Source organism: Streptomyces sp. C1-1 (genome assembly GCF_050214755.1).
Lineage (GTDB): Bacteria > Actinomycetota > Actinomycetes > Streptomycetales > Streptomycetaceae > Streptomyces.
This window is the reverse complement of record NZ_CP189826.1, coordinates 8,779,063-8,800,661: the sequence shown is the minus strand read 5'-3', so window position 1 is coordinate 8,800,661 and position 21,599 is coordinate 8,779,063. Positions and strand designations below refer to the sequence as shown.

The following is a 21,599-nucleotide window of genomic DNA, read 5'->3' as shown; positions in this document are numbered from 1 at the left end:
CGGGCCGGACCTACTTGAGCCAGGCGTCCACCTTGTCCTTGTTGGCGTCGACCCACTTCTTCGCCGCCGCGTCGTCGGTCATCTTGTCCTGCGCGATGTACTTGGCGACGGTGTTCTGGTCGTCGTTCGTCCAGTTGAAGTTCTTCACCAGGTTGTAGGCGGGGCTGCCGGACTTGGCGAACTTCGCGCTGACGATCTTGTCCAGGTTGTAGACGGGGTAGTCGCAGGCGATCTTCTCCGCGACGGCGTCACAGCCGGTCGTGTACTTCGGCAGCGACACCTTCTTCAGCGGGACCTCGGAGAGGAACCACTGCGGCTCGTAGAAGTAGCCGATGACCCACTTCTTGTTCTTCTCGGCGTCCCGGAAGGACTGGATGAGCGCGGTCTCGCTGCCCGCGTACACCACCTTGAAGTTCAGCTTGAGGTTCTTCACCAGGGCCGCGTCGTTGGTGACGTAGGACGGGTCGCCGTCCAGGAGCTGGCCCTTGCCGCCCGACTCGGAGGTCTTGAAGTGCGCGGCGTACTTGTTGAGGTTCTTCCAGTCGAGGATGTCGGGGTGCGCCTTGGCCAGCCACGGCGGCACGTACCAGCCGATGATGCCCTTGTTGCCGGTCTGGCCGGCCTCCTGGGCGGTCTTCTGCCCGGTGATGTACTTCTTCTTCAGGTCGTCGTGACCCCAGTTCTCCAGGACGGTGTCGACCTCACCGGTGCCGAAGCCCTGCCAGGCGATCTCCTCCTTGAGGTTCTTCTTGTTCACGGTGCAGCCGAGGTTGTGCTGGGCGACGTAGGCCACGACCGCTGCGTCGGCCTCGTACCCCACCCAGGGGTTGACCGCGAGGTTGAAGTTGCCGCACTTGCCGGAGCTGCCCGCGCTGTTGGAACCCGAGGAGGTGTCGCCGACCTTCGCACCGCCGCAAGCGGTGAGAGTGAGGCCGAGGACGGCCAGGCCGGCCGCGCCGGCTCGCCAGTGTCTTGCCATGGTGTCCTGCTCCTTAAGCGCTCGCGCGTCGCGCCGCTGCCTGAGTGATCCGGTCGAACATGACTCCGAGCAGTACGATGGCGAGTCCCGCCGCCAGCCCCTTGCCGTACAGCTCACCCTGCGAGAATCCGGCCACGACGTCGTAGCCGAGGGCGCCCGCTCCTACCAGGCCGCCCACAACAACCATCGACAGCACGTAGATCAGGCCCTGGTTGGTCGCGAGCGTCAGGGCACTGCGTGACATCGGCAGTTGAACCTTGGTGATGATCTGCCAGGTGTTGCACCCGGCGGAGGTGGCCGCCTCCACGGTGGTCTCCGGCACGGCCCGTATCCCGTCCGCGATGATCTTCATGGCGACGGGCGCGCCGTAGACGACGGCGGCGACGATCGCCGTGAAGCGGGTGGCGCCGAAGAGCGCGAGGAACGGCACGAGGTAGACGAACGGCGGCATGACCTGGGCCGCGTCGAGGCTGGGCCGGATGATGCGGTCCACGAGCGCGCTGCGGCCCATCCACACCCCGAAGACGATGCCGAGGACCATCACCAGCACGGTCGCCACCAGCGTCGAGGCCAGCGTGGTCATGGCGTCCGACCACAAGCCGGTGCCGACCAGCAGGCCCACGCACACCGCGGCCGTGGCTCCGGCCTTCCAGCCGCCGAGCACCACGCCCAGCACGACCAGCACCGCACCCACCAGCCACCACGGGGAGTCGGTGAGCAGGGTCTGGAACGGGTTGAGCAGGCCGTTGGTGATGGCGTCGCGGAGGGCGTTGGTCAGGCCCGACAGGTGGTCCTGCGCCCAGTTGGTCGCGGTGTCGGCGGCGCTGGCGATGTGGGTGCCGACGGTGCCGTCGCCGGGGAAGTCGGCCGCCCACAGGTAGGTGTGCGACAGGTAGACGAGAACCAGCGTGAGCGCCGCGCCGGCGCCCAGCAGCGGCCGGCGCCACTTGGCGAAGCGGTCCTTGGCGTTGCGCGCGGCCTCCTCGCGGACGCTGGCCGCGGTGGTGACCCGGTCCAGCACGATCGCCATGACGACGATGGCGAGGCCCGCGTTGAAGGCCGTACCCACGTCGAGCGACTGCAGGGCCTGGATGACGTTCGCGCCGAGGCCCGGCGCGTTGATGAGGGCCGCGATGGTCACCATGGCCAGAGCGGCCATGATGGTCTGGTTGACGCCCATCACCACGGTCCGCTTGGACATCGGCAGCAGGACCTTCAGCAGCGACTGGCGGCGGGTGGCGCCGAGCGAGTCGGCCGCCTCGACGGTCGCCCTCGACACGTTGCGGATGCCGTGCGCGGTGATGCGGATCGTCGGCGGGGCCGCGTAGATGACGGTGGCGATGGTGGCGGAGGCGCCGCCGATCAGGAAGAACAGGGTCAGCGGTGCCAGGTAGACGAAGGTCGGCATCGTCTGCATGAAGTCGAGGAAGGGCGTGACGACGCGGTTGAACCGGTCGGACAGACCGGCGCACACGCCGAGCGGGATCGCGAAGAGCAGGGCCACGAACACCGCGGAGAGAGTGAGCGCGAGGGTGTCCATGCTCGCCTGCCACAGGCCCTGCAGCCCGAAGAAGGTGAAGCCCGCCACCGCCAGCAGCGCCACCCGCCAGTTGCCGACGGCCCAGGAGACGTAGCCGGCCAGGCCGACCACGCCGAGCCAGCCGATCTGCGGGACCGGGCGGGCGCCGGACGGCTGGGAGATCAGGTGCTGGATGAACGTCACCAGGTTGTCGATGACCAGCCGGATCTCGTTGAAGAAGTACAGGAAGAGCGGGTTGGAGTTGCGGTTGGCGCCGATGGAGTCGTTGAGGTCGTTCAGCCACTTGTGCAGACCGGTGAGGTCGGCCGCCGCCAGGGACAGGGTCTGCCTGCCGCGCAGCACGGCGAACAGCACCAGCCAGACGACCAGGACGGCGCCGACCACCATGGCCCGGCTGATCCTGCGGGTCTTCTCGACGGGAGCGGCGGGGACCGCCTTCTCCGCCGTCTCGGGCTTCTCGCCGGGTTTCTCGATGGTGACGGCCATCATGCGCCGCCTTCCTGCCCGGCGACCACGGAGAGGATCTCCTCGTCGCCGACGATGCCGAGCAGCTTGCCGTTCTCGACGACCTTGACCGGCTTCTGGGCGGCCAGCACCGTCCGGGTGGCCTCCCGTACGACGACGTCCGGGCCGAGCTCGGGGCCGTCCAGTTCGTCGCCGTCGGCCGGCGGGCGCATGATCCACCGCAGGGTGAGGACCTCACCGCGCGGTACGTCCTTGACGAACTCGCGGACGTAGTCGTCGGCGGGGGCGCCGACCAGTTCGTCGCCGGTGCCGCACTGGACCGTCTTGCCGTCGCGCATGATCAGGATGCGGTCGCCCAGCTTGAGCGCCTCGGACAGGTCGTGGGTGATGAACACCATGGTCTTGCCGACCTCGTGGTGCAGGCGGATGACCTCGTTCTGCATGTCGCGGCGGATCAGCGGGTCGAGCGCGGAGAACGGCTCGTCGAAGAAGAGGACGTCCGGTTCACCGGCCAGCGCCCTCGCCAGGCCGACGCGCTGCTGCATGCCGCCGGAGAGCTGGTCGGGGTAGGAGTTCTCGTATCCGGCGAGTCCGACCAGTTCCACGACCTCCATGGCCCGCCGGGTGCGCTCGGCCCTGCTCATGCCGCGGATCTCCAGGCCGAAGGCCACGTTGTCGACGACCCGGCGGTGGGGCAGCAGCCCGAAGTGCTGGAAGACCATGGAGAACTTGCGGCGGCGCAGCTCGCGCAGCCGGGCCGCGTCGGCGCCCCGGATGTCCTCGCCCTCGAAGACGACCTCGCCCGAGGTGGGTTCGATCAGCCGGGTCAGACATCGCACGAGGGTGGACTTGCCGGAGCCGGACAGACCCATGACGACGAAGACCTCGCCGGGGGCGACGTCGAAGCCGACGTCCCGGACGGCGGCCGTGCAGCCGGTACGGTCCATGAGCTCGCGGCGGCTGAGGCCGCACAGCTCCTCGGACTCCGGCACCTTCTCGGCCTTCGGCCCGAACACCTTCCACAGCTTGCGCACGGAGATCACCGGCGTGCCGGCCGAGTCCTGGGGCCCGCCGCGCCGCTGCGGCACCTCGGTCTGTGTGGTGGTCACGTTCGACCTCATTTCGGCGTTCAGCCGCGGAACCAGTGCTGCGGCCGAGGTTGGATGTTCTGCCAGATGTGTTTGGGCTCGCGGTATTCGTTGAGGCCGGTAGGTCCCAGCTCCCGGCCCGTGCCCGAGTGCCCGAAGCCACCCCATTCCGCCTGCGGCACATAGGGGTGGTAGTCGTTGATCCACACCGTGCCGTGGCGCAGCCGCCGGGCGACCCGCTGGGCCCGGCCCCCGTCCTGCGTCCAGACGGCTCCGGCGAGTCCGTACTCGGTGTCGTTGGCGATGCGGACGGCATCGTCCTCGCCGGTGAAACGCTCCACGGTCAGCACGGGCCCGAAGGACTCCTCGTGCACGACCCGCATGTCCTGCCGGCACTCGTCGAGGACGGTCGGCGGGTAGTAGAAGCCGCCCGCGAGGGCGGGGTCGTCGGGCCGCTCGCCGCCGCAGCGCAGTACGGCGCCCTCGGCGAGCCCGGCGGCGACGTAGGCCTCGACCTTCGCCAGGTGCCCGCCGGAGATCAGCGCGCCGGTGTCGGCGTCGGGGTCGAAGGGTCCGCCGAGCCGGATCAGCCGGGCGCGGCGCACGACCTCGTCGACGAACCGGTCGTGCAGCGTGTCCTCGACGATCAGCCGGGCGCCGGCCGAGCAGACCTGCCCGGAGTGCAGGAAGACGGCGGTGAGGGCGAAGTCGACGGCCGCGTCGAAGTCGGCGTCGGCGAAGACCACGTTGGGGTTCTTGCCGCCGAGTTCGAGGGCGACCTTCTTCACGGTCGCCGCGGCGGTGGCCATGATCCGCTTGCCGGTCTCCAGTCCGCCGGTGAAGGAGACCATGTCGACCGCGGGGTGTTCGGAGAGCGGGGCGCCCGCCTCCGGTCCGGCGCCCAGGACGAGGTTGCCGGCGCCCGCGGGCAGCCCCGCCTCCGCAAGGGCCCGCATCAGCAGGATGGAGGTGGAGGGAGTGAGCTCGCTGGGCTTGAGGACGAAGGTGTTGCCGGCGACGAGGGCCGGGGCGACCTTCCAACTCGCCTGCAGCAGAGGGTAGTTCCAGGGGGTGATCAGTCCGCACACCCCGACCGGCTCGTACTCGACGCGGCTGACGGCGTCGTCGCGTCCGGTGTCGATGACACGTCCGGCGTCCGTGCCGGCGAGCCCGCCGTAGTGACGGAAGCAGGAGACGACGTCGGCGATGTCGTACTCGCTCTCCACCAGCCGCTTGCCGGTGTCCAGCGACTCGGCGCGGGCGAACTCCTTGGCGTCCCGCTCCAGGATGTCGGCGGTACGCAGCAGGAGGGCGCCGCGCTCGCGCTCCGGGGTGCGCGGCCAGGGGCCCTCGTCGAAGGCACGGCGGGCCGCGGCGATCGCCGCCTCGGTGTCGGGGCGTGTCGCCTCGGAGACGGTCGCGGCGAGCGTGCCGTCAGCGGGACAGCGGATCTCGCGGCGGCCACCGGCCACCGACTCCCGCCATTCACCGTCCACATACAGGTCTGCCACGCGCCTAGCCCTTCAACCGAAATGCGTTGCGCATCGTGCACCCAATTGCTTGTGGTGGAACACCCTGGCGAATGTGAGGACATACGTCAAGGGGTCCGCCGATGACGATTCGGCAAGGGCCCAAAGGCCCCTTCTCTCTTGACCGAGAGTCCCGCCAGCCCGGACTATGTTGCGTATCGCTCACTGAGTTGTGCAATGCGCACCGACGGAGGCCGCCGTGTCCCCTAAGTTCCCTCGTCCGCAGTCAGGCCGCGAGTACGTCCTCACCCTCTCCTGTCCCGACAGTGCGGGACTGGTCCATGCCGTGAGCGGCTTCCTCGTCAGGAACTCCGGCAACATCCTGGAGAGCCAGCAGTTCGACGACCGGCTCAAGGGCCGCTTCTTCATGAGGGTCCACTTCGATGTTTCCGATCCAATCGCGGATCTGGAAACCCTGCGTTACCGGTTCGGCCCGGTCGCCGAGGCCCACCGCATCTCCTGGACCATGCGGGACGCCGCCACCCCGACCCGCACGCTCATCATGGTGTCGAAGTTCGGGCACTGCCTCAACGACCTGCTCTTCCGCCGGCGCACCGGGGCGCTGAACATCGAGATCCCGGCGATCGTCTCCAACCACCGGGACTTCGAGGGGCTGGCCGAGACCTACGGCATCCCCTTCCACCACGTCCCGGTCACCAGGGACACCAAGCCCGAGGCCGAGGCCCGCCTGATGGAGCTGGTGCGCGAGCTGGACGTGGACCTGGTCGTGCTGGCCCGGTACATGCAGATCCTCTCCGACGACCTGTGCAAGCAGCTCGACGGCCGCGCCATCAACATCCACCACTCCTTCCTCCCGAGCTTCAAGGGCGCCCGCCCCTACGAGCAGGCCTACGCCCGCGGTGTGAAGCTCGTCGGCGCGACGGCGCACTACGTCACGCCCGACCTGGACGAGGGCCAGATCATCGAGCAGGACGTGGTCCGCGTCGACCACTCCCTCGACCCAGGCGAACTGGTGACGGTCGGCCGTGACGTGGAGGCGCAGGTGCTGGCGCACGCGGTGAAGTGGCACAGCGAGAGCCGCGTGATGGTCGACGGCAACCGCACGGTCGTCTTCCGCTGAGGGAACCCGCGCCAGTCCCCTGTATACGGCGACCACACGGCTCGGGGGCATGCGGAGGCGGGGCCGGGAGGGACAGAAGTCCTTCCCGGCCCCGCCGCGGCGTCAGCCGCCGAGCCGCTCCAGCCACGCCCGGCGCCAGCGCTCCGTCTCGGCGATCTGGTTGAAGGTGAACAGGTGCAGGCCCGCCACACCGGACGACGGTGCGGTCAGGGCCTCCTCGGCGCGTTCCAGCAGGCGCTCCGGGGCGTGGCCCCCGGGAGCGGCGAACCGCAGGAACCACGAAGGGTGCCTGCTCAGGAACCGCGTCGACTCCCCCACGCCGATCTTCGTCGCCATGGCGAGCAGCTTGGCACGCTGCACGGGCCCGGCGACGCCCACGTACAGCGGCAGCGTCACCCCCCGGCGCCGTACGCGCGCGATCCACTCCCCCAGCACCCGCGCGTCGAAGCACAGGTTGCTGACGATGTACGTGGCGTGCGCGCGCTTGTCCCACATCGCCTGGATGGTCAGGTCGTCGTGGATGAGGGGATGGCTCTCGGGGTAGCCCGTGATGCCGACCCGGGCGAAGGGCCCGCCCAGCTCGCCGAGCCTCTGCAGCACCGGCAGGGCGCCGCCGTAGGCCCCCGCGGGCGGATCGGCGTCGCCCGCCGGTACGAAGACGTCGTCCACGCCCGCCTCGCGCAGGCGCGCGACGACCTCCTTGACGTGGACGTCGTCCCGCAGCAGCCGCGCCGGCACGTGCGGGACGACGCGGTAGCCGTGCGCGGCGAGCCGCCCGGTCAGCTCCAGGGTCGGCTCCAGCCCCTTGACCGGCGACGCCGTGACCGTGACCACGACGTCGCGCGGGACATGCGCGAGGACCTTCTCCTCCGTCGCCGCCGCGGGCAGCACCTCGTAGCGGACGTGCTCCAGCAGCGCGCGCAGCGCTTCGCCGGCCAAGGTCTACCCGGCCTGCTTCTGGGCGTCGCGGTGGCGGTAGTAGGCGGCCTTGGAGGGGGCGAGGGGCTCGTTGCCGAGGATCAGGTCGGCGGCCTTCTCGGCGACCATCATCACGGGCGCGTAGATGTTTCCGTTGGTGACGTACGGCATGACGGAGGCGTCGACGACGCGCAGTCCCTCGACCCCGTGCACCCGCATGCTGGTCGGGTCGACCACGGCCATCTCGTCGGTGCCCATCTTGCACGTGCAGGACGGGTGCAGGGCGGTCTCGCCCTCCTTGGCGACCCAGGCGAGGATCTCCTCGTCGGTCTCCACCTTCGGCCCCGGCGAGATCTCCCCGTCGTTGTAGGGGGCCATCGCGGGCTGGTTGAGGATCCTGCGGGCGACCCGGATGGCCTCGACCCACTCGCGGCGGTCCTGCTCGGTGGAGAGGTAGTTGAAGCGCAGCGCCGGGTGCTCGCGCGGGTCCCGGCTCTTGATCTTCACCGAGCCGATGGCGTCGGAGTACATGGGGCCCACGTGCACCTGGTACCCGTGGCCGCCGGAGGGCGAGGAGCCGTCGTAGCGGACGGCGACGGGCAGGAAGTGGAACATCAGGTTGGGGTAGTCGACGTCGTCGTTGCTGCGGGCGAAGCCGCCGGCCTCGAAGTGGTTGGTGGCGGCGGGCCCCTTCCGGAACAGCCACTGCAGGCCGATGAAGGGCGCGCGCCACTTCGCCATGTACGGCTGCATGGAGACCGGCTGCTTGCAGCCGTACTGGACGTACACCTCCAGGTGGTCCTGCATGTTCTCGCCGACGCCCGGCAGGTCGTGCACGACGTCGATGCCGAGCGCGCTCAACTCCTCGGCGTTGCCGACGCCGGAGAGCTGCAGGAGCTGCGGGGAGTTGATCGCGCCGCCGCACAGGATGACCTCTTTGGCGCGGACCTGCTGGAGGGCGCCCTTGCCGCGCCGGTACTCGACGCCGACGGCCCGCTTGCCCTCGAACAGGACGCGGGTGACGAGGGCGCGGGTGGTGACGGTGAGGTTGGGGCGCTTCATGACGGGCTTGAGGTAGGCCTTGGAGGCCGAGAGGCGACGGCCGCGGTGGACGTTGCGGTCGAACTTGGCGAAGCCCTCCTGCCGGTAGCCGTTGACGTCGTCCGTGGGCGCGTAGCCGGCTTCCTCGGTGGCCTTCTGGAAGGCGGTGAACAGCGGGTTGGTGGCGGGGCCGCGCTCCAGGACGAGGGGGCCGTCGTGGCCGCGGAACTCGTCGTCCGGGTCGGCGGCGAGACAGTTCTCCATCCGCCGGAAGTAGGGCAGACAGTGGGCGTAGTCCCACGTCTCCATCCCGGGGTCGGCGGCCCAGCGCTCGTAGTCCAGGGGGTTGCCGCGCTGGAAGATCATGCCGTTGATGCTGCTGGAGCCGCCCAGCACCTTGCCGCGGGCGTGGTAGATGCGGCGGCCACCCATGTGGGGCTCGGGCTCCGACTCGTACTTCCAGTCGTAGAAACGGCTGCCGATGGGATACGTCAGTGCCGCGGGCATCTGGATGAAGACGTCCCACGGGTAGTCGGACCGGCCCGCCTCCAGGACCAGCACCTTGTTCGCCGGGTCCGCGGAGAGCCGGTTGGCCAGTGCACTGCCGGCCGAACCGCCGCCGACGATGACGAAGTCGTATTGCAGGGGAGCCATGGTGCCTCGTCTCCTCGCGCCGTAGATACGCGACGCATGCTAATACCGGTATCGCTATACGCACTAGGTTGCGGCCCACGCAACTTGACGCCCCGGATCACGACACGGTCACCCGCACCGGCACCGCCCCACCGGGGGCTTATGCTTACGGCCACGACAGCCAAGACGGCAGGTCCGGGTTTTTCAACCCTTTCCCAATCCCTTGTCGAAAGTCCCTCGCAGGCCATAGCCTTGCGCCGCGCCGGTGCTGGTGTCGCTGCCGACCCGGCCGGGACTGGCCTGGGAAGGGATGGGGACGAACGTCAGTGAAGACTCCAGTGAAGCGCACATCGCGTGACATCCGTACCGCGAACCGCTATGAGGTGCTGCGCCAGATCATCGCCGAGTCTCCCACCTCCCGGCAGGAGCTCGCGGCCGCCACGGGCCTGAGCCTGGCCACGGTCGCCACGCTCGTCGGCGAACTCCTCGACCTGCGGATGATCACCGAGGTCGGCTTCGAGGACTCGGCGGGCGGCCGCCCCCGGGGCCTGGTGGCCGTCAACGCGTCGGGGGGCGCGCTGATCGGCGTCGACATCGCGGAGACGTACGTCCGCGTCGAACTCTTCGACCTGGGACTGAACGTCCTGGCCCGCGCCATGGAGGAGATGCGGCCCGGCGAGAACCGGCCCGAGCAGGTCGTCGGCCATGTCGCCGCGGCCGTCGGCGCCGTCGTCACCCAGGCCGGCGTGGAGGGCGCCCGGGTGCTGGGCGTCGGCGTGAGCGTGCCCGGCCAGGTGGACCGCGCCACGGGCATCTCGGAGTACGCGCCGAACTGGGACTGGCACGACGTACCACTGCTCGACCTGCTCTCCGAGGTCATCGCCTATCCCCTCTATCTGGACAACCCGTTGCGCGCCTGCGCGGTGGCCGAGCTGTGGTTCGGGGCCGCGCGCGGACGCCGGGACGCCGTGGTGGTCAACCTCGGCACCGGCGTGGGCGCCGGCCTGATCCTGGACGGCGCGCTGCACCGAGGCGTGAGCAACAGCGCCGGCGAGTGGGGCCACAACACGATCGTGCTGGACGGCCGGCTGTGCCACTGCGGCAACCACGGCTGCGTGGAGACGTACGTCGGGGCCCCCGGGATCATGCTGAACCTGCGCGAACTCAGTCCGCGCAGCACGCTGTTGCACCCCGAGGACCAGACCGCCACGATCGACGCGCTCGCCGCCTCGGTCGCCGTGCACAACCCGGTGGCCGTCAAGGTGGTCCGGGACACGGCCCGTTACCTCGGCGCGGGCATCGCCGACCTGGTGAACCTGTTCAACCCCGAAGTGGTCGTCCTGAGCAGCTGGGTCGCCAAGAAGCTGGCGGAGCCGCTGCTGGACGAGGTGCGCGCCGCCGTGGGGCGGCACGCGCTGAAGCGGCCGATGGCCGCCACCGAGATCGTCCTCTCCCCCATCCCCACCGACCCGGTGTGCCTGGGCGCGGCCACGTTCGCGCTCGAAGGGGCCCTGCAGTCGGTGAGCCAGAGGACGGGCAAGCGCACCACCCCCGCAAGGAGCCGTACCGCACCACCTTCATGACGACGGAAGGGATGCACGTGACTCACCCCCACCGCAGGAGACCGCTCCTGCTGACGGCCGCTGCCGCGCTCGCCGTCACCGGCCCCCTGATATCCGCCCCGGCCGCCTCGGCCGCCACCCCCACGGCGGCCGAGGTCTCCCCCCATGCCGCCCAGACCATCGACGACATCGGAGCGTCGGGCGCCTGGTGGGTCAACGACCTGCAGCACTTCAGGCCCGAGGTGCAGGCCCGGGTGGCGAAGCTGCTGTTCTCGAAGCAGGGCCTGGCCCTTTCCTCCTACCGCTACAACATCGGCGGCGGCGGAGTCGCGGTCACCACCCCGGCCCGCGCCGCCGAGGACTTCCTGAACCCCGACGGCTCCTACGACTGGAGCAGGGACAAGGGCGGCCGGACCTTCCTCTCGTACGCCTCGGCATACGGCGTCAAGGACCTGATCGGGTTCGTCAACAGCGCACCCGCGCAGTGGACGACGAACGGGCAGAGCTGCGGCGGGCAGTTGAAGGCCGAGAACGAGGGCGACTACGCCAAGTACGTCGCCGACGTCACCGACCACTTCGCCCGCCAGGGCGCGAAACTGGACCACATCAGCCCCTTCAACGAGCCGGACAACGACTTCGGTTCGTGCGGCCAGGAGGGCATGAAGGTCACGGTCGACCAACGCGACGACATCGTGCGGGCGTTGGGCGCCGAGCAGCGGGCCCGCAAGCAGCAGACGTCGATCATCGCCGACGAGTCCAGCCAGACCACCCAGTTCGTCTCCGAGCTGCCGCAGTGGATCTCGCAGCCGGGTACGCAGCAGTACGTGTCGGCGCTCGCCCACCACACGTACAACAATCCGAACGACGGGCAGCTCGCCAACGTCTACGAGACGTCGAGGACCGTCGGCCAGAAGTCCTGGGCCACCGAGATCTGCTGTTTCGGCAAGGGCTCGACGGGCTGGAACCAGGAGTACGACCCGTCCATCGACAACGCCCTGCTGATGTCGCGGATCATCTACAAGGACTTCGCGAGCGCCCACGACTCGGCCTTCCAGTGGTGGGTGGCGCTGGCGAGCGGCTACGGCAGCGACCCGTACACGAAGAACGACACCGGCTGGAACGACGGCCTTGTCTACTACGACCCCGACTACGCGACGAACGGCAACCAGACCCTGTACTTCACCAAGCGGTACTACGCGCTCGGCCAGTACAGCAAGTTCGTCCGGCCCGGCTCGGTCGCGCACAACGTGACCGGAGCGCCGGACGGCGTCGAGGTCTCCGCGTACGACCGCGACGGCACGTGGGTGGTCGTGGTCAACAACCACAACACCACCGACACCCCGCTGAGTCTGCACTTCAACAGCAAGGTTCCGGTACGGGCCACGCAGGCCGTGCGGACCTCGGCGACCGAGGACTGGGCGAAGGTGGACAAGCCGTCGGTGAGCGGCGGCACGGTCACGGCGAACCTGGCCGCGCGCTCCGTCACGACGTACGTCCTCGACCGGCGCGGCCACGGCAGTACGGCCGTCACGGGCGCCTGGCAGGGCAAACAGTCCGGCAAGTGCCTGACCGCGGGCACCTCGGGAGCCGCCATCAGCACCTGCACCGGCGGCGCGGAGCAGTCCTGGTCGTACGACGCCAAGGGCGCCCTGAAGGGCGTGAACGGCTATCTGACGGCCGGGAGTTCGGGACTGACGACGACCGCCGACTTCACCGGTGACGCGACCCAGCGCTGGCTGCTCAACGCCAACGGCCAGATTCTCAGCGAGGCGTCCGGCAAGTGCCTGGACGTCAGCGGGCAGGCGACCGCCGAAGGCAGCAAGGTGATCCTCTACAGCTGCAACGGCGGCGGCAACGAGGCCTGGTCCCGGCAGTGACCCGGTAGCGCTCGCTGTTTTTCGAGGGCCGCCGGCCACCCATGGCCGGGCGGCCCTCACTTATCTCAACTCCCATGGAAAGTACCCGCGTTCGGCATGCCGAACGACAGACAACGTTTCGCGCAGACTTCGTCCAACCCCTTGCCTAAGCCCTGCTCGAAAGCTTAGCGTCCGGCCCTGCAATCAGATTCGAGCCACCGGGCGCTGAGCCGCAGAGCCGCAGCCGCACTCGAGACAAGGACGTCAGCATGTCGGCATTGAGCAACGACAACTTCTCCCGCCGGTCCCTCTTCCGGGCCGCCGCGGGCATGGCCGCCGCCGGCACCCTCGCCGCGTGCGGCAGCAACAACGGGCGCGGCGGGAGCGGTGGGTCCGGCACCCAGCTCGTGCAGTACTTCCACGCCTACGGCGAGGCGGGTACCGAGCAGGCCATCAAGCGGTACGCGGCGGCGTACAAGAAGGCCGGCGTGAGCACCAACTGGATCACGGGCAACAACTTCGAGGCGAAGCTCTTCTCGTCGCTGCTCACCAAGCAGGCCCCGGACGTCTTCGAGTTCCACCCGCAGCTGCAGATGGTCAAGAGCGGTCAGGTGGCCGACCTCAGCGACCTCATCGACCCGGTCAAGGACGACTTCAACCCGAACGACATCAAGTCGCACACGGTCGACGGCAAGATCTACGGCATCCGGATGATCGACGACCCGCAGTTCTTCTACTACCGCAAGTCGATGCTGGAGAAGGCCAAGGTCGACGTCCCGACCACGCTCGACGAGCTCCTCGAGGCCGCCGCCAAGCTCACCACCAGCAAGGTCAAGGGCGTCTTCCTCGGCAACGACTTCACCGCGATCCAGAACAACCTGATCTTCTCGGCCGGCGCCCAGACCCTCGACGCGAACAACAAGATCGGCTACCACACGGACGGCGTCGTCGAGGGCCTGAAGAAGCTGCGCACCCTGTTCACCAGCGGCCACGTGCTGCTGGACGCCCCGACCGACTTCTGGGATCCCTCCGCGCTCAACCAGGGCCTGTGCGCCATCCAGTGGGGCGGCATGTGGTCCATGCCGGCCATGCAGAAGGCGCTCGGCGACGACCTCGGCATCTTCCCGTTCCCGAAGATCGGCAGCGCCGGCAAGCTGTCGGTCTACAACGGCGGCTGGTCGATCTTCGTCAACGCCAAGAGCAAGAACGTCGACGCCGCCAAGGAATACGTCAAGTGGCTGTGGATCGACCAGAAGAAGTACCAGGAGGACTGGGCGCTGTCCTACGGCTTCCACATCCCGCCGCGCACCTCGACAGCCCAGTCCGCCACCAAGCTCAAGTCGGGCCTGCCCGCCGAGGCGGTCAAGCTCTTCACCGACTACGGCCACTTCGACAACATCGGCTTCGACCAGGTGATGATCACCGCGTTCAACGACGTGATCGCGTCCTCCGTCCGCAAGAACGGCAACCCGGAGGCGGCGCTCGACGCCTGCGACAAGAAGGTCGACGTCGAGCTCAAGAAGCTGTTCGGATAGGCCGCCGGGAAGACAACGACATGTCGACCACCACCACACGCGGGGTCGCCCAGCCCGCCCCGGCCAAGGCCTCCCAGGCCCGGCCGCGGCGGGGCCTGCGGGGCAACCCGACGCTCAACTTCTGGCTCTTCACCGGGCCCTTCCTCATCGGCCTGGTGATCTTCGTCTTCGTGCCGATCGTCTGGAGCGTCTGGCTCAGCTTCTTCGACGCGCGGTACACCGTCACGCCGAGCAACTTCATCGGCTTCGACAACTACAAGCAGATCCTGACCAACAGCAACTTCCCCGACTCGTTGCTGACGTTCAGCGTGTTCGCCGCCTTCATCGTGCCGACGACCTGGGCGCTGTCGCTGGGTCTGGCGCTGCTGGTGAACCGGCTGCGGTTCATGCGGGCCTTCTTCCGCTCGGTGTTCTTCCTGCCGACCGCCGTCTCCTATGTCGCCGCCGCGCTGATCTGGAAGATGTCCATCTTCAGCGGCGTCCGCTTCGGTCTGATGAACACCGTCCTCGGCTGGTTCGGCGTCGACAACATCGCCTATCTGGCGGACCCGACCCCGCCCTGGTACTGGCTGGTCATCGTGACCCTGCGCCTGTGGATCCAGTCCGGGTTCTACATGATCCTCTTCCTGGCGGCGCTGCAGAACATCCCGGCCGAGCTGTACGAGGCCGCCGCCATCGACGGCGCCAAGAAGGGCTGGCAGACCTTCCGGTACATCACGCTGCCCCAGCTGCGGGCCACCTCGACCGCGGTGATCCTGCTGCTGCTCATCGCCGCGTACCAGGCCTTCGACGAGTTCTTCAACATCATCGGCACCAAGGCGACCTGGGCGCAGACACCGCTCATGGAGCTCTACAAGGCAGCCCTCGGCACCAACCAGGACTACGGCGCCGGCAGCGCGGGCGCGGTCGTCCTGTCGCTGCTCATCTGCCTCGTCACCCTGGTCCAGGGCAAGTTCATGGGCTTCGGAAGGGGGGATGAGTCCAAGTGACCACCACCGCACCTCATCAGGTCGGCAAGCAGCACAAGAAGGCCCGGGGCGTCCTCGGCAACACGGGACTGTACGTCTCCGTCTGCGTCGCGGCCCTGCTCTTCCTGGTCCCGTTCTACCTGATCGTCCGCAACGCCCTCTCCACGGACCCGGAGATCACGGGCGAGAACTGGAAGCTGCTGCCCTCCTTCCAGTGGGCCAACATCTCCGAACTGTTCGACGACCCCACGGTCGAGTTCGGCCGCTCCATGGTGAACTCGCTGGTCGTCGCCGTGTCGACCACTCTCGGCACCCTTGTGGTCTGCTCCCTGGCCGGCTACGGCCTGGCCCGCATCCCGTACAAGCACGCCAACAAGGTCTTCTACGCGGTCCTCGCGACCCTGATGGTCCCCACGGCCGTCACCTTCGTGCCCAGCTTCGTGCTGGTCTCGTCCCTCGGCTGGGTGGACACCTACCGCGGTCTGATCATTCCGGGCCTGTTCAGTGGTTTCACCTGCTTCCTTTTCCGGCAGTACTTCCTGGGATTCCCCAAGGAGCTGGAGGAGGCGGCACGCGTGGACGGGCTCGGCTACTGGGGCGCGTACTGGCGGATCGTCGTACCCAACTCGCTGAACTTCTTCGCGGCCATCGCCACGATCACCTTCATCAGCGCCTGGAACTCCTTCCTGTGGCCCCTGGTCATCGGACAGGACCCGAGTTCCTGGACGGTCCAGATCGCGCTGTCCTCCTTCATGACCAACCAGACCGTCAACTTCCATCTGATCTTCATGGCCACCGCCATCTCCATCCTGCCCCTGATCTTCGTGTTCCTCTTCCTCCAGCGCTGGCTGGTCCAGGGAATCGCGCAGACTGGTATCAAGGGCTGACGCCCTCCACTCACGACCTGGAGACCGATGTCTTTCCGTACCACCACTGCCTTTGACTACGTCGAGGACGTCTCACCCGGCAGCGGGGCCCTTCCGCCCCGCGCCTGGTACGCGTCCTCCGACGCGACGTCACTCTCGCTCAACGGCAGCTGGCGCCTTCGGGTGTCGCCGACCGCCGACGCCGAGGACGACTCGTTCGCCGAGCCCGGCTTCGAGGCCGGGGACTGGGACGAGGTCATGGTCCCGGGTCACTGGGTGCTCCAGGGCGACGGCGCCTTCGGCCTGCCGATCTACACCAACCACCTCTACCCCTTCCCGGTCGACCCGCCGCACGTCCCGACGGAGAACCCGACCGGCGACCACCTGCGCGTCTTCGACCTGCCCGCGGACTGGCCGGCCGAGGGCGGGGCGGTGATCCGCTTCGACGGCGTGGAGTCCTGCGCCCGCGTCTGGCTGAACGGCACGGACATCGGCGAGTTCAAGGGCTCCCGGCTGCCGCACGAGTTCGCGGTGGGGCACCTGCTCAAGCCGAGCGGCAACGTCCTCGCCGTCCGGGTCCACCAGTGGTCGGCGGGTTCCTACCTGGAGGACCAGGACCAGTGGTGGCTGCCCGGCATCTTCCGTGACGTGACGCTGCTGCACCGCCCGGCGGGCAGCGCGCTCGACTTCTTCGTGCACGCCTCCTACGACCACGGCACGGGCGAGGGCACCCTGCGCGTCGACTCCGACGTCGACGGGCGAGTGTCCGTGCCCGCCCTGGACATCGATGTCGAGACCGGCACGACGGTCACGGTCCCGGTCCAGCCGTGGACGGCCGAGGTGCCGAAGCTGTACGACGGCGAGCTGGTCACCGAGGGCGAGCGGGTTCCGCTGCGCATCGGGTTCCGTACCGTGGAACTGGCCGACGGCCTGATCAAGGTCAACGGCAGGCCGGTGCTCTTCAAGGGCGTCAACCGCCACGAGTGGCACCCGGAGAAGGGCCGCGCCCTGGACCTGGAGACGATGCGCGAGGACGTGCTGCTGATGAAGCGGCACAATCTCAACGCCGTGCGCACCTCCCACTACCCGCCGCACCCCGCCTTCCTCGACCTGTGCGACGAGTACGGCCTGTGGGTCATCGACGAGTGCGACCTGGAGACCCACGGCTTCACCGAGCAGGCCTGGCGCGACAACCCGGTCGACGACGACCGCTGGACCCCGGCCCTCCTGGACCGCGCCGCGCGCATGGTGGAGCGGGACAAGAACCATCCGTCGGTGGTCATCTGGTCGCTGGGCAACGAGGCGGGCACCGGCCGTGGCCTGACCGCGATGGCCGAGTGGATCCACGGCCGGGACTCCTCCCGCCTCGTGCACTACGAGGGCGACTGGAACTGCCGTGACACGGACGTCTATTCGCGGATGTACGCCTCGCACGCCGAGGTCGAGGCCATCGGCAAGGACCTGGACGGCGGTACGCACAAACGTCGTGAACTGCCCTTCATCCTCTGCGAGTACGGGCACGCCATGGGCAACGGCCCCGGCGGCATCGCCGACTACCAGCGGCTGTTCGAGTCCCACGACCGCCTCCAGGGCGGCTTCATCTGGGAGTGGATCGACCACGGCGTCAAGCACGCCGAGCTGGGCTACGCCTACGGCGGCGACTTCGGCGAGGAGCTGCACGACGGCAACTTCGTCTGCGACGGCCTCATCTTCCCGGACCGGCGGCCCTCCCCCGGCCTGCTGGAGTTCAAGAAGGTCATCGAGCCCGTCTCCTTCGACGCACTCGACGGCACCGTGCGGGTGACGAACAAGCAGGACTTCGCCGACCTCTCGGCCTTCGCCTTCGAGTGGTCGTACCAAGTGGACGGCGAGACGGTCGAGTCGGGGTCCCTGGCCGTGCCCGCGCTCGCTCCGGGCGAGTCGGCGGAGGTCAAGCTGCCCGAACCGCCGGCCGGGCACACGGGCGCCGAGACCCTGTGGACGGTGCGGGCGCTGCTGGCGGCCGACACCGTCTGGGGGTCGAAGGGGCACGAGGTGGCCTGGGGCCAGGTGCCCGTGGTCGCGCGGCCGTTGCCGGTGGTGTCCGCGAGCGCCGGGCCGGTGTCCGACGGCGGCGTGATCACGCTGGGCCCGGCCGCGTTCGACGCCCGCAGCGGGGCACTGAAGACCATTGGCGGCGTCGCCGTCAGCGGCCTGCGGCTGGACGTCTGGCGGGCGACCACCGACAACGACGAGGGCGCGGAGTGGCAGACCGGCACCCGCTACGCGGAGCTGTGGCGCAAGTTCGGCCTGCACCGCATGCGGCACCGGCTGGACTCCGTGGAGCTCGACGGTGACGCGCTGACCGTACGCACCCGGGTGGCGCCCGCCGCCTGGGAGTTCGGCCTCGCCACGGTGTACCGGTGGACCTCGGACGGCGACCGTCTGAAGCTGACGGTGTCCGTGGGACCGCAGGGCGAGTGGCCGGTGCCGCTGCCCCGGCTCGGGGTGCGGTTCGGGCTCGAGCGGGCCGACGCGGTGAAGTGGTACGGCGGCGGCCCCGGCGAGGGCTACCCGGACACCAAGGCGGCCTCCCGGGTGGCACGTTGGGAGTCGACGGTGGACGGGCTGCAGACGCCGTACCTGCGTCCGCAGGAGAACGGCGCCCGTGCCGACGTCCGGTGGGCGGAGATCGGCGGGCTGCGCGTCGAGGGCGACCCGGAGTTCTTCCTCACCGCCCGGCGCTGGACGACCGAGCAGCTGGACGCGGCCACCCACCTCACCGACCTGACGCCCGGTGAGACGGTGTGGGTCAACCTCGACCACGGCCTGCACGGCATCGGCACCGGGTCCTGCGGGCCCGGCGTGCTGCCGCCGTACTGGCTGCGGGCCGAACCGGCCGAGTTCTCCTTCGTGTTCTCGGCCGCCGAGTGACACGTCCCGAGTGAACCTCGGACCGCGGCCGCCCCGTCCTCGCCGACGGGGCGGCCGCGCCTTGCCGCCGTGAGGAACGAGGAGGTCCCCGTGCACAACGCCGTCGACCATGTGGTCGAGGCCTACGGACTCGGCAGCGGACCGTGGACGATCACACCGGTCACACGCGGCGCACTGGGCCGGATCTGGAGGCTCGCCGGGGACGGCCGCCGATGGGCCGTCAAGGAGATGCTGTTCGGCTGCGACGAAGAGCAGGTGCGTCGCGAGGCCGCCCTGAGGGACGCCGGGGAACGCCTGGGGATCGCCTCTCCGAGGCTGTTCGCCAACCGGGACGGCACTCGTGTCTCGACCCTTCCGGCGCAGGTGGGTGGCACCTGTGTGAAGGTCTACGACTGGGTGGACGGAAGCGGTGCCGACCCCGCCCGCCCGGAGATCCTCACCTGGGTCGGACGCACCCTCGCACTGCTGCACATCGCCGGAGCGGGTGCGAGCGGGGCACCGCATCCCTGGTACGAGCGGTGCCCCGACGCGTCGGACTGGGAAAGCCTGTGCCGGAAGATCCGTGGGCACGGGCTGCCGTGGTCGGAGCGGCTGGAGGAACTCGCCGACGGCCGGGCCAGGGAACTGGCGCGGTTCGTGACCCCGGCCGGCCGCACCGGTCTGGTGATGTCGCATCTCGACGTCCAGCCCCAGAACGTCCTGGTCGGACCGGCCGGCCCGGTCCTGATCGACTGGGACAACGCGGGGCCCGTGTCACCGGAGCGCGAGCTGGCCTCGGTCGTGTACGCGTGGTCCGGTGCGAATTCGGACTCCGCACGCCGGCTGGTCCGCGCCTACGTGGACGCCGGCGGCCCGGGGGCGATCCGGAGCCTGGACGCGTTCTCGATGCTCTTCGCGACCAGCCTCAACTACGTCCAGGTGCAGGCCGAAGCGGCGGTGGACCCCGAGAAGACGGCCGAGCAGCGGGCGTTCGGCGACCAGCAGGTCCGCCGCTCCCTGGACGCCGTCCCGGACCCGACCGCGCTCGCCGGCCTGGTCAAGGAACTCGAGAGCGAGTGGGGCGACTAGCTACGGGGTGCCCGCCCAGCGGTGCAGGGCGGCCTCCAGACCGGTGACTGCCTCGGTGTCGTCGGTGTCGGTGGCCCAGGCGACCACGCCGTCGGGGCGTACCAGGAGACCGGCCGGGGTGGCGTGGTCGTCGGTCACGCCGTTCACCCGGTCGCCCCAGGCCTCGGCTCGGTGGGCGAATCGGCCGTCCGCCGTACGGTCGAGCAGCAGGAACCCGCCGCCGTGCCCGTGGTCGACCAGCCGCGAGCCGTCCGCGAGCCACAGGTCGGGGGCGTACCGGCCGGTGAGCGGATGGTCGCCGGGCAGGTCGACGCGGTGCGTGACGCCGGAGATCTTCTTGACGGCGTAGGTGGCTCCGGCCCCGGTACCCAGCAGATCGGCGACCACCTCGCGCAGCGCGGCGGACTTGGCGTCCCCGCGCAGCACGCCGATCTGGGCCCGCGTCCAGTCCAGCACCCAGGCGCCGAGAGGCCGGCGCTCCTCGTCATAGGTGTCGAGCAGCCCCTCGGGTGCCCATCCCGCGACCACGGCACCCAGCTTCCAGCCGAGGTTCATCGCGTCGCCGGCCCCGAGGTTGAGTCCCTGGCCGCCGAAGGGCGAGTGCACGTGCGCGGCGTCGCCGGCCAGCAGCACCCGGCCCGACCGATAGGCCGCGGCCTGGCGGGCGTTGTCGCTCCAGCGGGTCGCGGTGCCGCGCAGCGCGGTCAGCGTGACATCGGTTCCCGAGACCCGGCGCAGACTGGCCTGCACCTCGTCGAGGGCGACCGGCGCTCTCCGGTCGGCGGCGGCGCCGTCGAACTCCACGGTGACGACCCGCCCCGGCTGCGGCCCGTGGCGGTACGCGCCCTGCGGCGACCATGCCCATCCGTTCGCGAGCTTCTCCGGGTCGGCGATGTCGGCGACCGCCAGATGTCCCGTGAGTTCGGGGTCGGTGCCGGGGAAGTCGATGCCCGTGAGGCGGCGCACGGTGCTGCGTCCGCCGTCGCATCCCACCAGCCAGCCGGTGCGCACCGGGCCGGCGGTGGTGCCGACGAGCACCTCGTCGCCGGTGTCCTGGAGCGCGGTGACCTCGACCCCGCGGCGCAGGGGTACGCCGAGGCGTGCCACATGGCCGGCCAGCAGCGCCTCCAGTTCGGGCTGCGGCACCATGCGCGCTCCGTCGACCGCGGTGTGCGCGGCGAGATCGGGATCGGACCAGTCCACGAGGTCGGCGTCCAGGACGATCCCCGCGAAATGCCCGGTGAACCGCGATTCGCGTGCTCCCCGGCCGACGGTCGTCCCGGCGAACGAGCCCACTCGTTCGAAGATCTCTCGCTGCACCTTCTCGGCCTCGGGCAGCAGTCCCCGGCGGTCGAGCGCCTCGGCCGTCGGTACGTTGACCGCTCCGGCCTTCATCGACCTGTCCGGCTCGGCGAGCCGTTCGAGCACCTGCACCGAGGCCCCGGTGAGCGCCAGCTCCCCGGCGAGCAGCAGGCCCACCGGCCCGGCACCGACCACGGTCACGTCGTACTTCTCAGTCCCTGTCACGAACAGTGTTCTATCTACGAACACTGTTCG

At 69.5% G+C, this 21,599-nt stretch carries 15 protein-coding genes; 8 read left to right on the top strand and 7 right to left on the bottom strand.

Annotation, left to right across the window (positions count from 1 at the left end; genetic code table 11):
* Positions 1 to 10 precede the first annotated feature (10 nt).
* Genes ACQF4J_RS39990 through ACQF4J_RS39975 form a run of 4 tightly spaced genes read right to left on the bottom strand, consistent with a single transcriptional unit; the run spans position 11 to position 5,583 of the window.
* Positions 11 to 979 (bottom strand): ABC transporter substrate-binding protein, encoded by a 969-nt coding sequence (locus tag ACQF4J_RS39990; RefSeq protein ID WP_351564344.1) that lies wholly within the window; start codon positions 977 to 979, stop codon positions 11 to 13.
* Positions 980 to 992: 13 nt separating this feature from the next.
* Positions 993 to 3,005 carry an ABC transporter permease gene (locus ACQF4J_RS39985; RefSeq protein WP_351564424.1) on the bottom strand — a complete coding sequence of 671 codons (2,013 nt, stop codon included), beginning with the start codon at positions 3,003 to 3,005 and terminating at the stop codon, positions 993 to 995.
* Entirely contained in the window at positions 3,005 to 4,093 is a 1,089-nt protein-coding gene (locus ACQF4J_RS39980) for a quaternary amine ABC transporter ATP-binding protein (RefSeq protein ID WP_351805500.1), read from the bottom strand. The genes ACQF4J_RS39985 and ACQF4J_RS39980 overlap by 1 nt, the downstream gene beginning before the upstream one ends.
* Before the next feature lie 20 nt (positions 4,094 to 4,113).
* Positions 4,114 to 5,583, bottom strand: a complete 1,470-nt coding sequence (locus ACQF4J_RS39975) for an aldehyde dehydrogenase family protein (RefSeq protein WP_351564348.1) — start codon at positions 5,581 to 5,583, stop codon at positions 4,114 to 4,116.
* A gap of 217 nt (positions 5,584 to 5,800) precedes the next feature.
* On the opposite strand from ACQF4J_RS39975, the gene purU reads away from it, so the two are divergent.
* The gene (gene purU, locus ACQF4J_RS39970; RefSeq protein WP_351564350.1) at positions 5,801 to 6,682 is read left to right on the top strand and encodes a formyltetrahydrofolate deformylase; all 882 of its coding nucleotides are present in this window, start codon (positions 5,801 to 5,803) and stop codon (positions 6,680 to 6,682) included.
* Positions 6,683 to 6,784: 102 nt separating this feature from the next.
* On the opposite strand, the gene ACQF4J_RS39965 is transcribed toward purU, so the two are convergent.
* Complete coding sequence (locus tag ACQF4J_RS39965) at positions 6,785 to 7,621, bottom strand: 5,10-methylenetetrahydrofolate reductase (protein WP_427168009.1); 837 nt, start codon at positions 7,619 to 7,621, stop codon at positions 6,785 to 6,787.
* A 3-nt stretch (positions 7,622 to 7,624) separates the two neighbouring features.
* Positions 7,625 to 9,295: a choline dehydrogenase gene (betA, locus tag ACQF4J_RS39960; protein WP_351564354.1), complete on the bottom strand. Its 1,671-nt coding sequence runs from the start codon at positions 9,293 to 9,295 to the stop codon at positions 7,625 to 7,627.
* Between the two features lie 317 nt (positions 9,296 to 9,612).
* Here betA and ACQF4J_RS39955 point away from each other — a divergent pair, with 317 nt between their 5' ends.
* The 7 genes from ACQF4J_RS39955 to ACQF4J_RS39925 all read left to right on the top strand — a co-directional run bounded on the left by ACQF4J_RS39955 (position 9,613) and on the right by ACQF4J_RS39925 (position 20,042).
* Positions 9,613 to 10,857 (top strand): ROK family transcriptional regulator, encoded by a 1,245-nt coding sequence (locus ACQF4J_RS39955; RefSeq protein WP_351564356.1) that lies wholly within the window; start codon positions 9,613 to 9,615, stop codon positions 10,855 to 10,857.
* An 11-nt stretch (positions 10,858 to 10,868) separates the two neighbouring features.
* Complete coding sequence (locus tag ACQF4J_RS39950; RefSeq protein WP_427168008.1) at positions 10,869 to 12,713, top strand: glycoside hydrolase; 1,845 nt, start codon at positions 10,869 to 10,871, stop codon at positions 12,711 to 12,713.
* Between the two features lie 248 nt (positions 12,714 to 12,961).
* Positions 12,962 to 14,227 (top strand): ABC transporter substrate-binding protein, encoded by a 1,266-nt coding sequence (locus ACQF4J_RS39945; RefSeq protein ID WP_351564359.1) that lies wholly within the window; start codon positions 12,962 to 12,964, stop codon positions 14,225 to 14,227.
* Positions 14,228 to 14,247: 20 nt separating this feature from the next.
* Entirely contained in the window at positions 14,248 to 15,216 is a 969-nt protein-coding gene (locus ACQF4J_RS39940; protein WP_351564361.1) for a carbohydrate ABC transporter permease, read from the top strand.
* Entirely contained in the window at positions 15,213 to 16,082 is an 870-nt protein-coding gene (locus ACQF4J_RS39935; RefSeq protein WP_427168006.1) for a carbohydrate ABC transporter permease, read from the top strand. Before ACQF4J_RS39940 ends, ACQF4J_RS39935 begins: the two co-directional genes overlap by 4 nt.
* A gap of 27 nt (positions 16,083 to 16,109) precedes the next feature.
* A complete protein-coding gene (locus tag ACQF4J_RS39930) occupies positions 16,110 to 18,974 on the top strand; it encodes a glycoside hydrolase family 2 TIM barrel-domain containing protein (RefSeq protein ID WP_427168005.1) in 2,865 nt (954 codons plus the stop codon).
* Between the two features lie 90 nt (positions 18,975 to 19,064).
* On the top strand, positions 19,065 to 20,042 hold the full coding sequence (locus tag ACQF4J_RS39925) for an aminoglycoside phosphotransferase family protein (RefSeq protein ID WP_427168004.1): 978 nt from the start codon (positions 19,065 to 19,067) through the stop codon (positions 20,040 to 20,042).
* On the opposite strand, the gene ACQF4J_RS39920 is transcribed toward ACQF4J_RS39925, so the two are convergent.
* Positions 20,043 to 21,569 (bottom strand): FAD-dependent monooxygenase, encoded by a 1,527-nt coding sequence (locus ACQF4J_RS39920; RefSeq protein ID WP_427168003.1) that lies wholly within the window; start codon positions 21,567 to 21,569, stop codon positions 20,043 to 20,045. It abuts the gene before it with no gap.
* Positions 21,570 to 21,599: the final 30 nt, after the last annotated feature.

Excerpts from the sequence above, each read along its gene's own strand:
- ACQF4J_RS39990 (WP_351564344.1), bottom strand. The coding sequence starts at position 979 with ATGGCAAGACACTGGCGAGCCGGCGCGGCCGGCCTGGCCGTCCTCGGC.
- ACQF4J_RS39985 (WP_351564424.1), bottom strand. The coding sequence starts at position 3,005 with ATGGCCGTCACCATCGAGAAACCCGGCGAGAAGCCCGAGACGGCGGAG.
- betA (WP_351564354.1), bottom strand. The coding sequence starts at position 9,295 with ATGGCTCCCCTGCAATACGACTTCGTCATCGTCGGCGGCGGTTCGGCC.
- ACQF4J_RS39950 (WP_427168008.1), top strand. The coding sequence starts at position 10,869 with ATGCACGTGACTCACCCCCACCGCAGGAGACCGCTCCTGCTGACGGCC.
- ACQF4J_RS39945 (WP_351564359.1), top strand. The coding sequence starts at position 12,962 with ATGTCGGCATTGAGCAACGACAACTTCTCCCGCCGGTCCCTCTTCCGG.
- ACQF4J_RS39940 (WP_351564361.1), top strand. The coding sequence starts at position 14,248 with ATGTCGACCACCACCACACGCGGGGTCGCCCAGCCCGCCCCGGCCAAG.
- ACQF4J_RS39930 (WP_427168005.1), top strand. The coding sequence starts at position 16,110 with ATGTCTTTCCGTACCACCACTGCCTTTGACTACGTCGAGGACGTCTCA.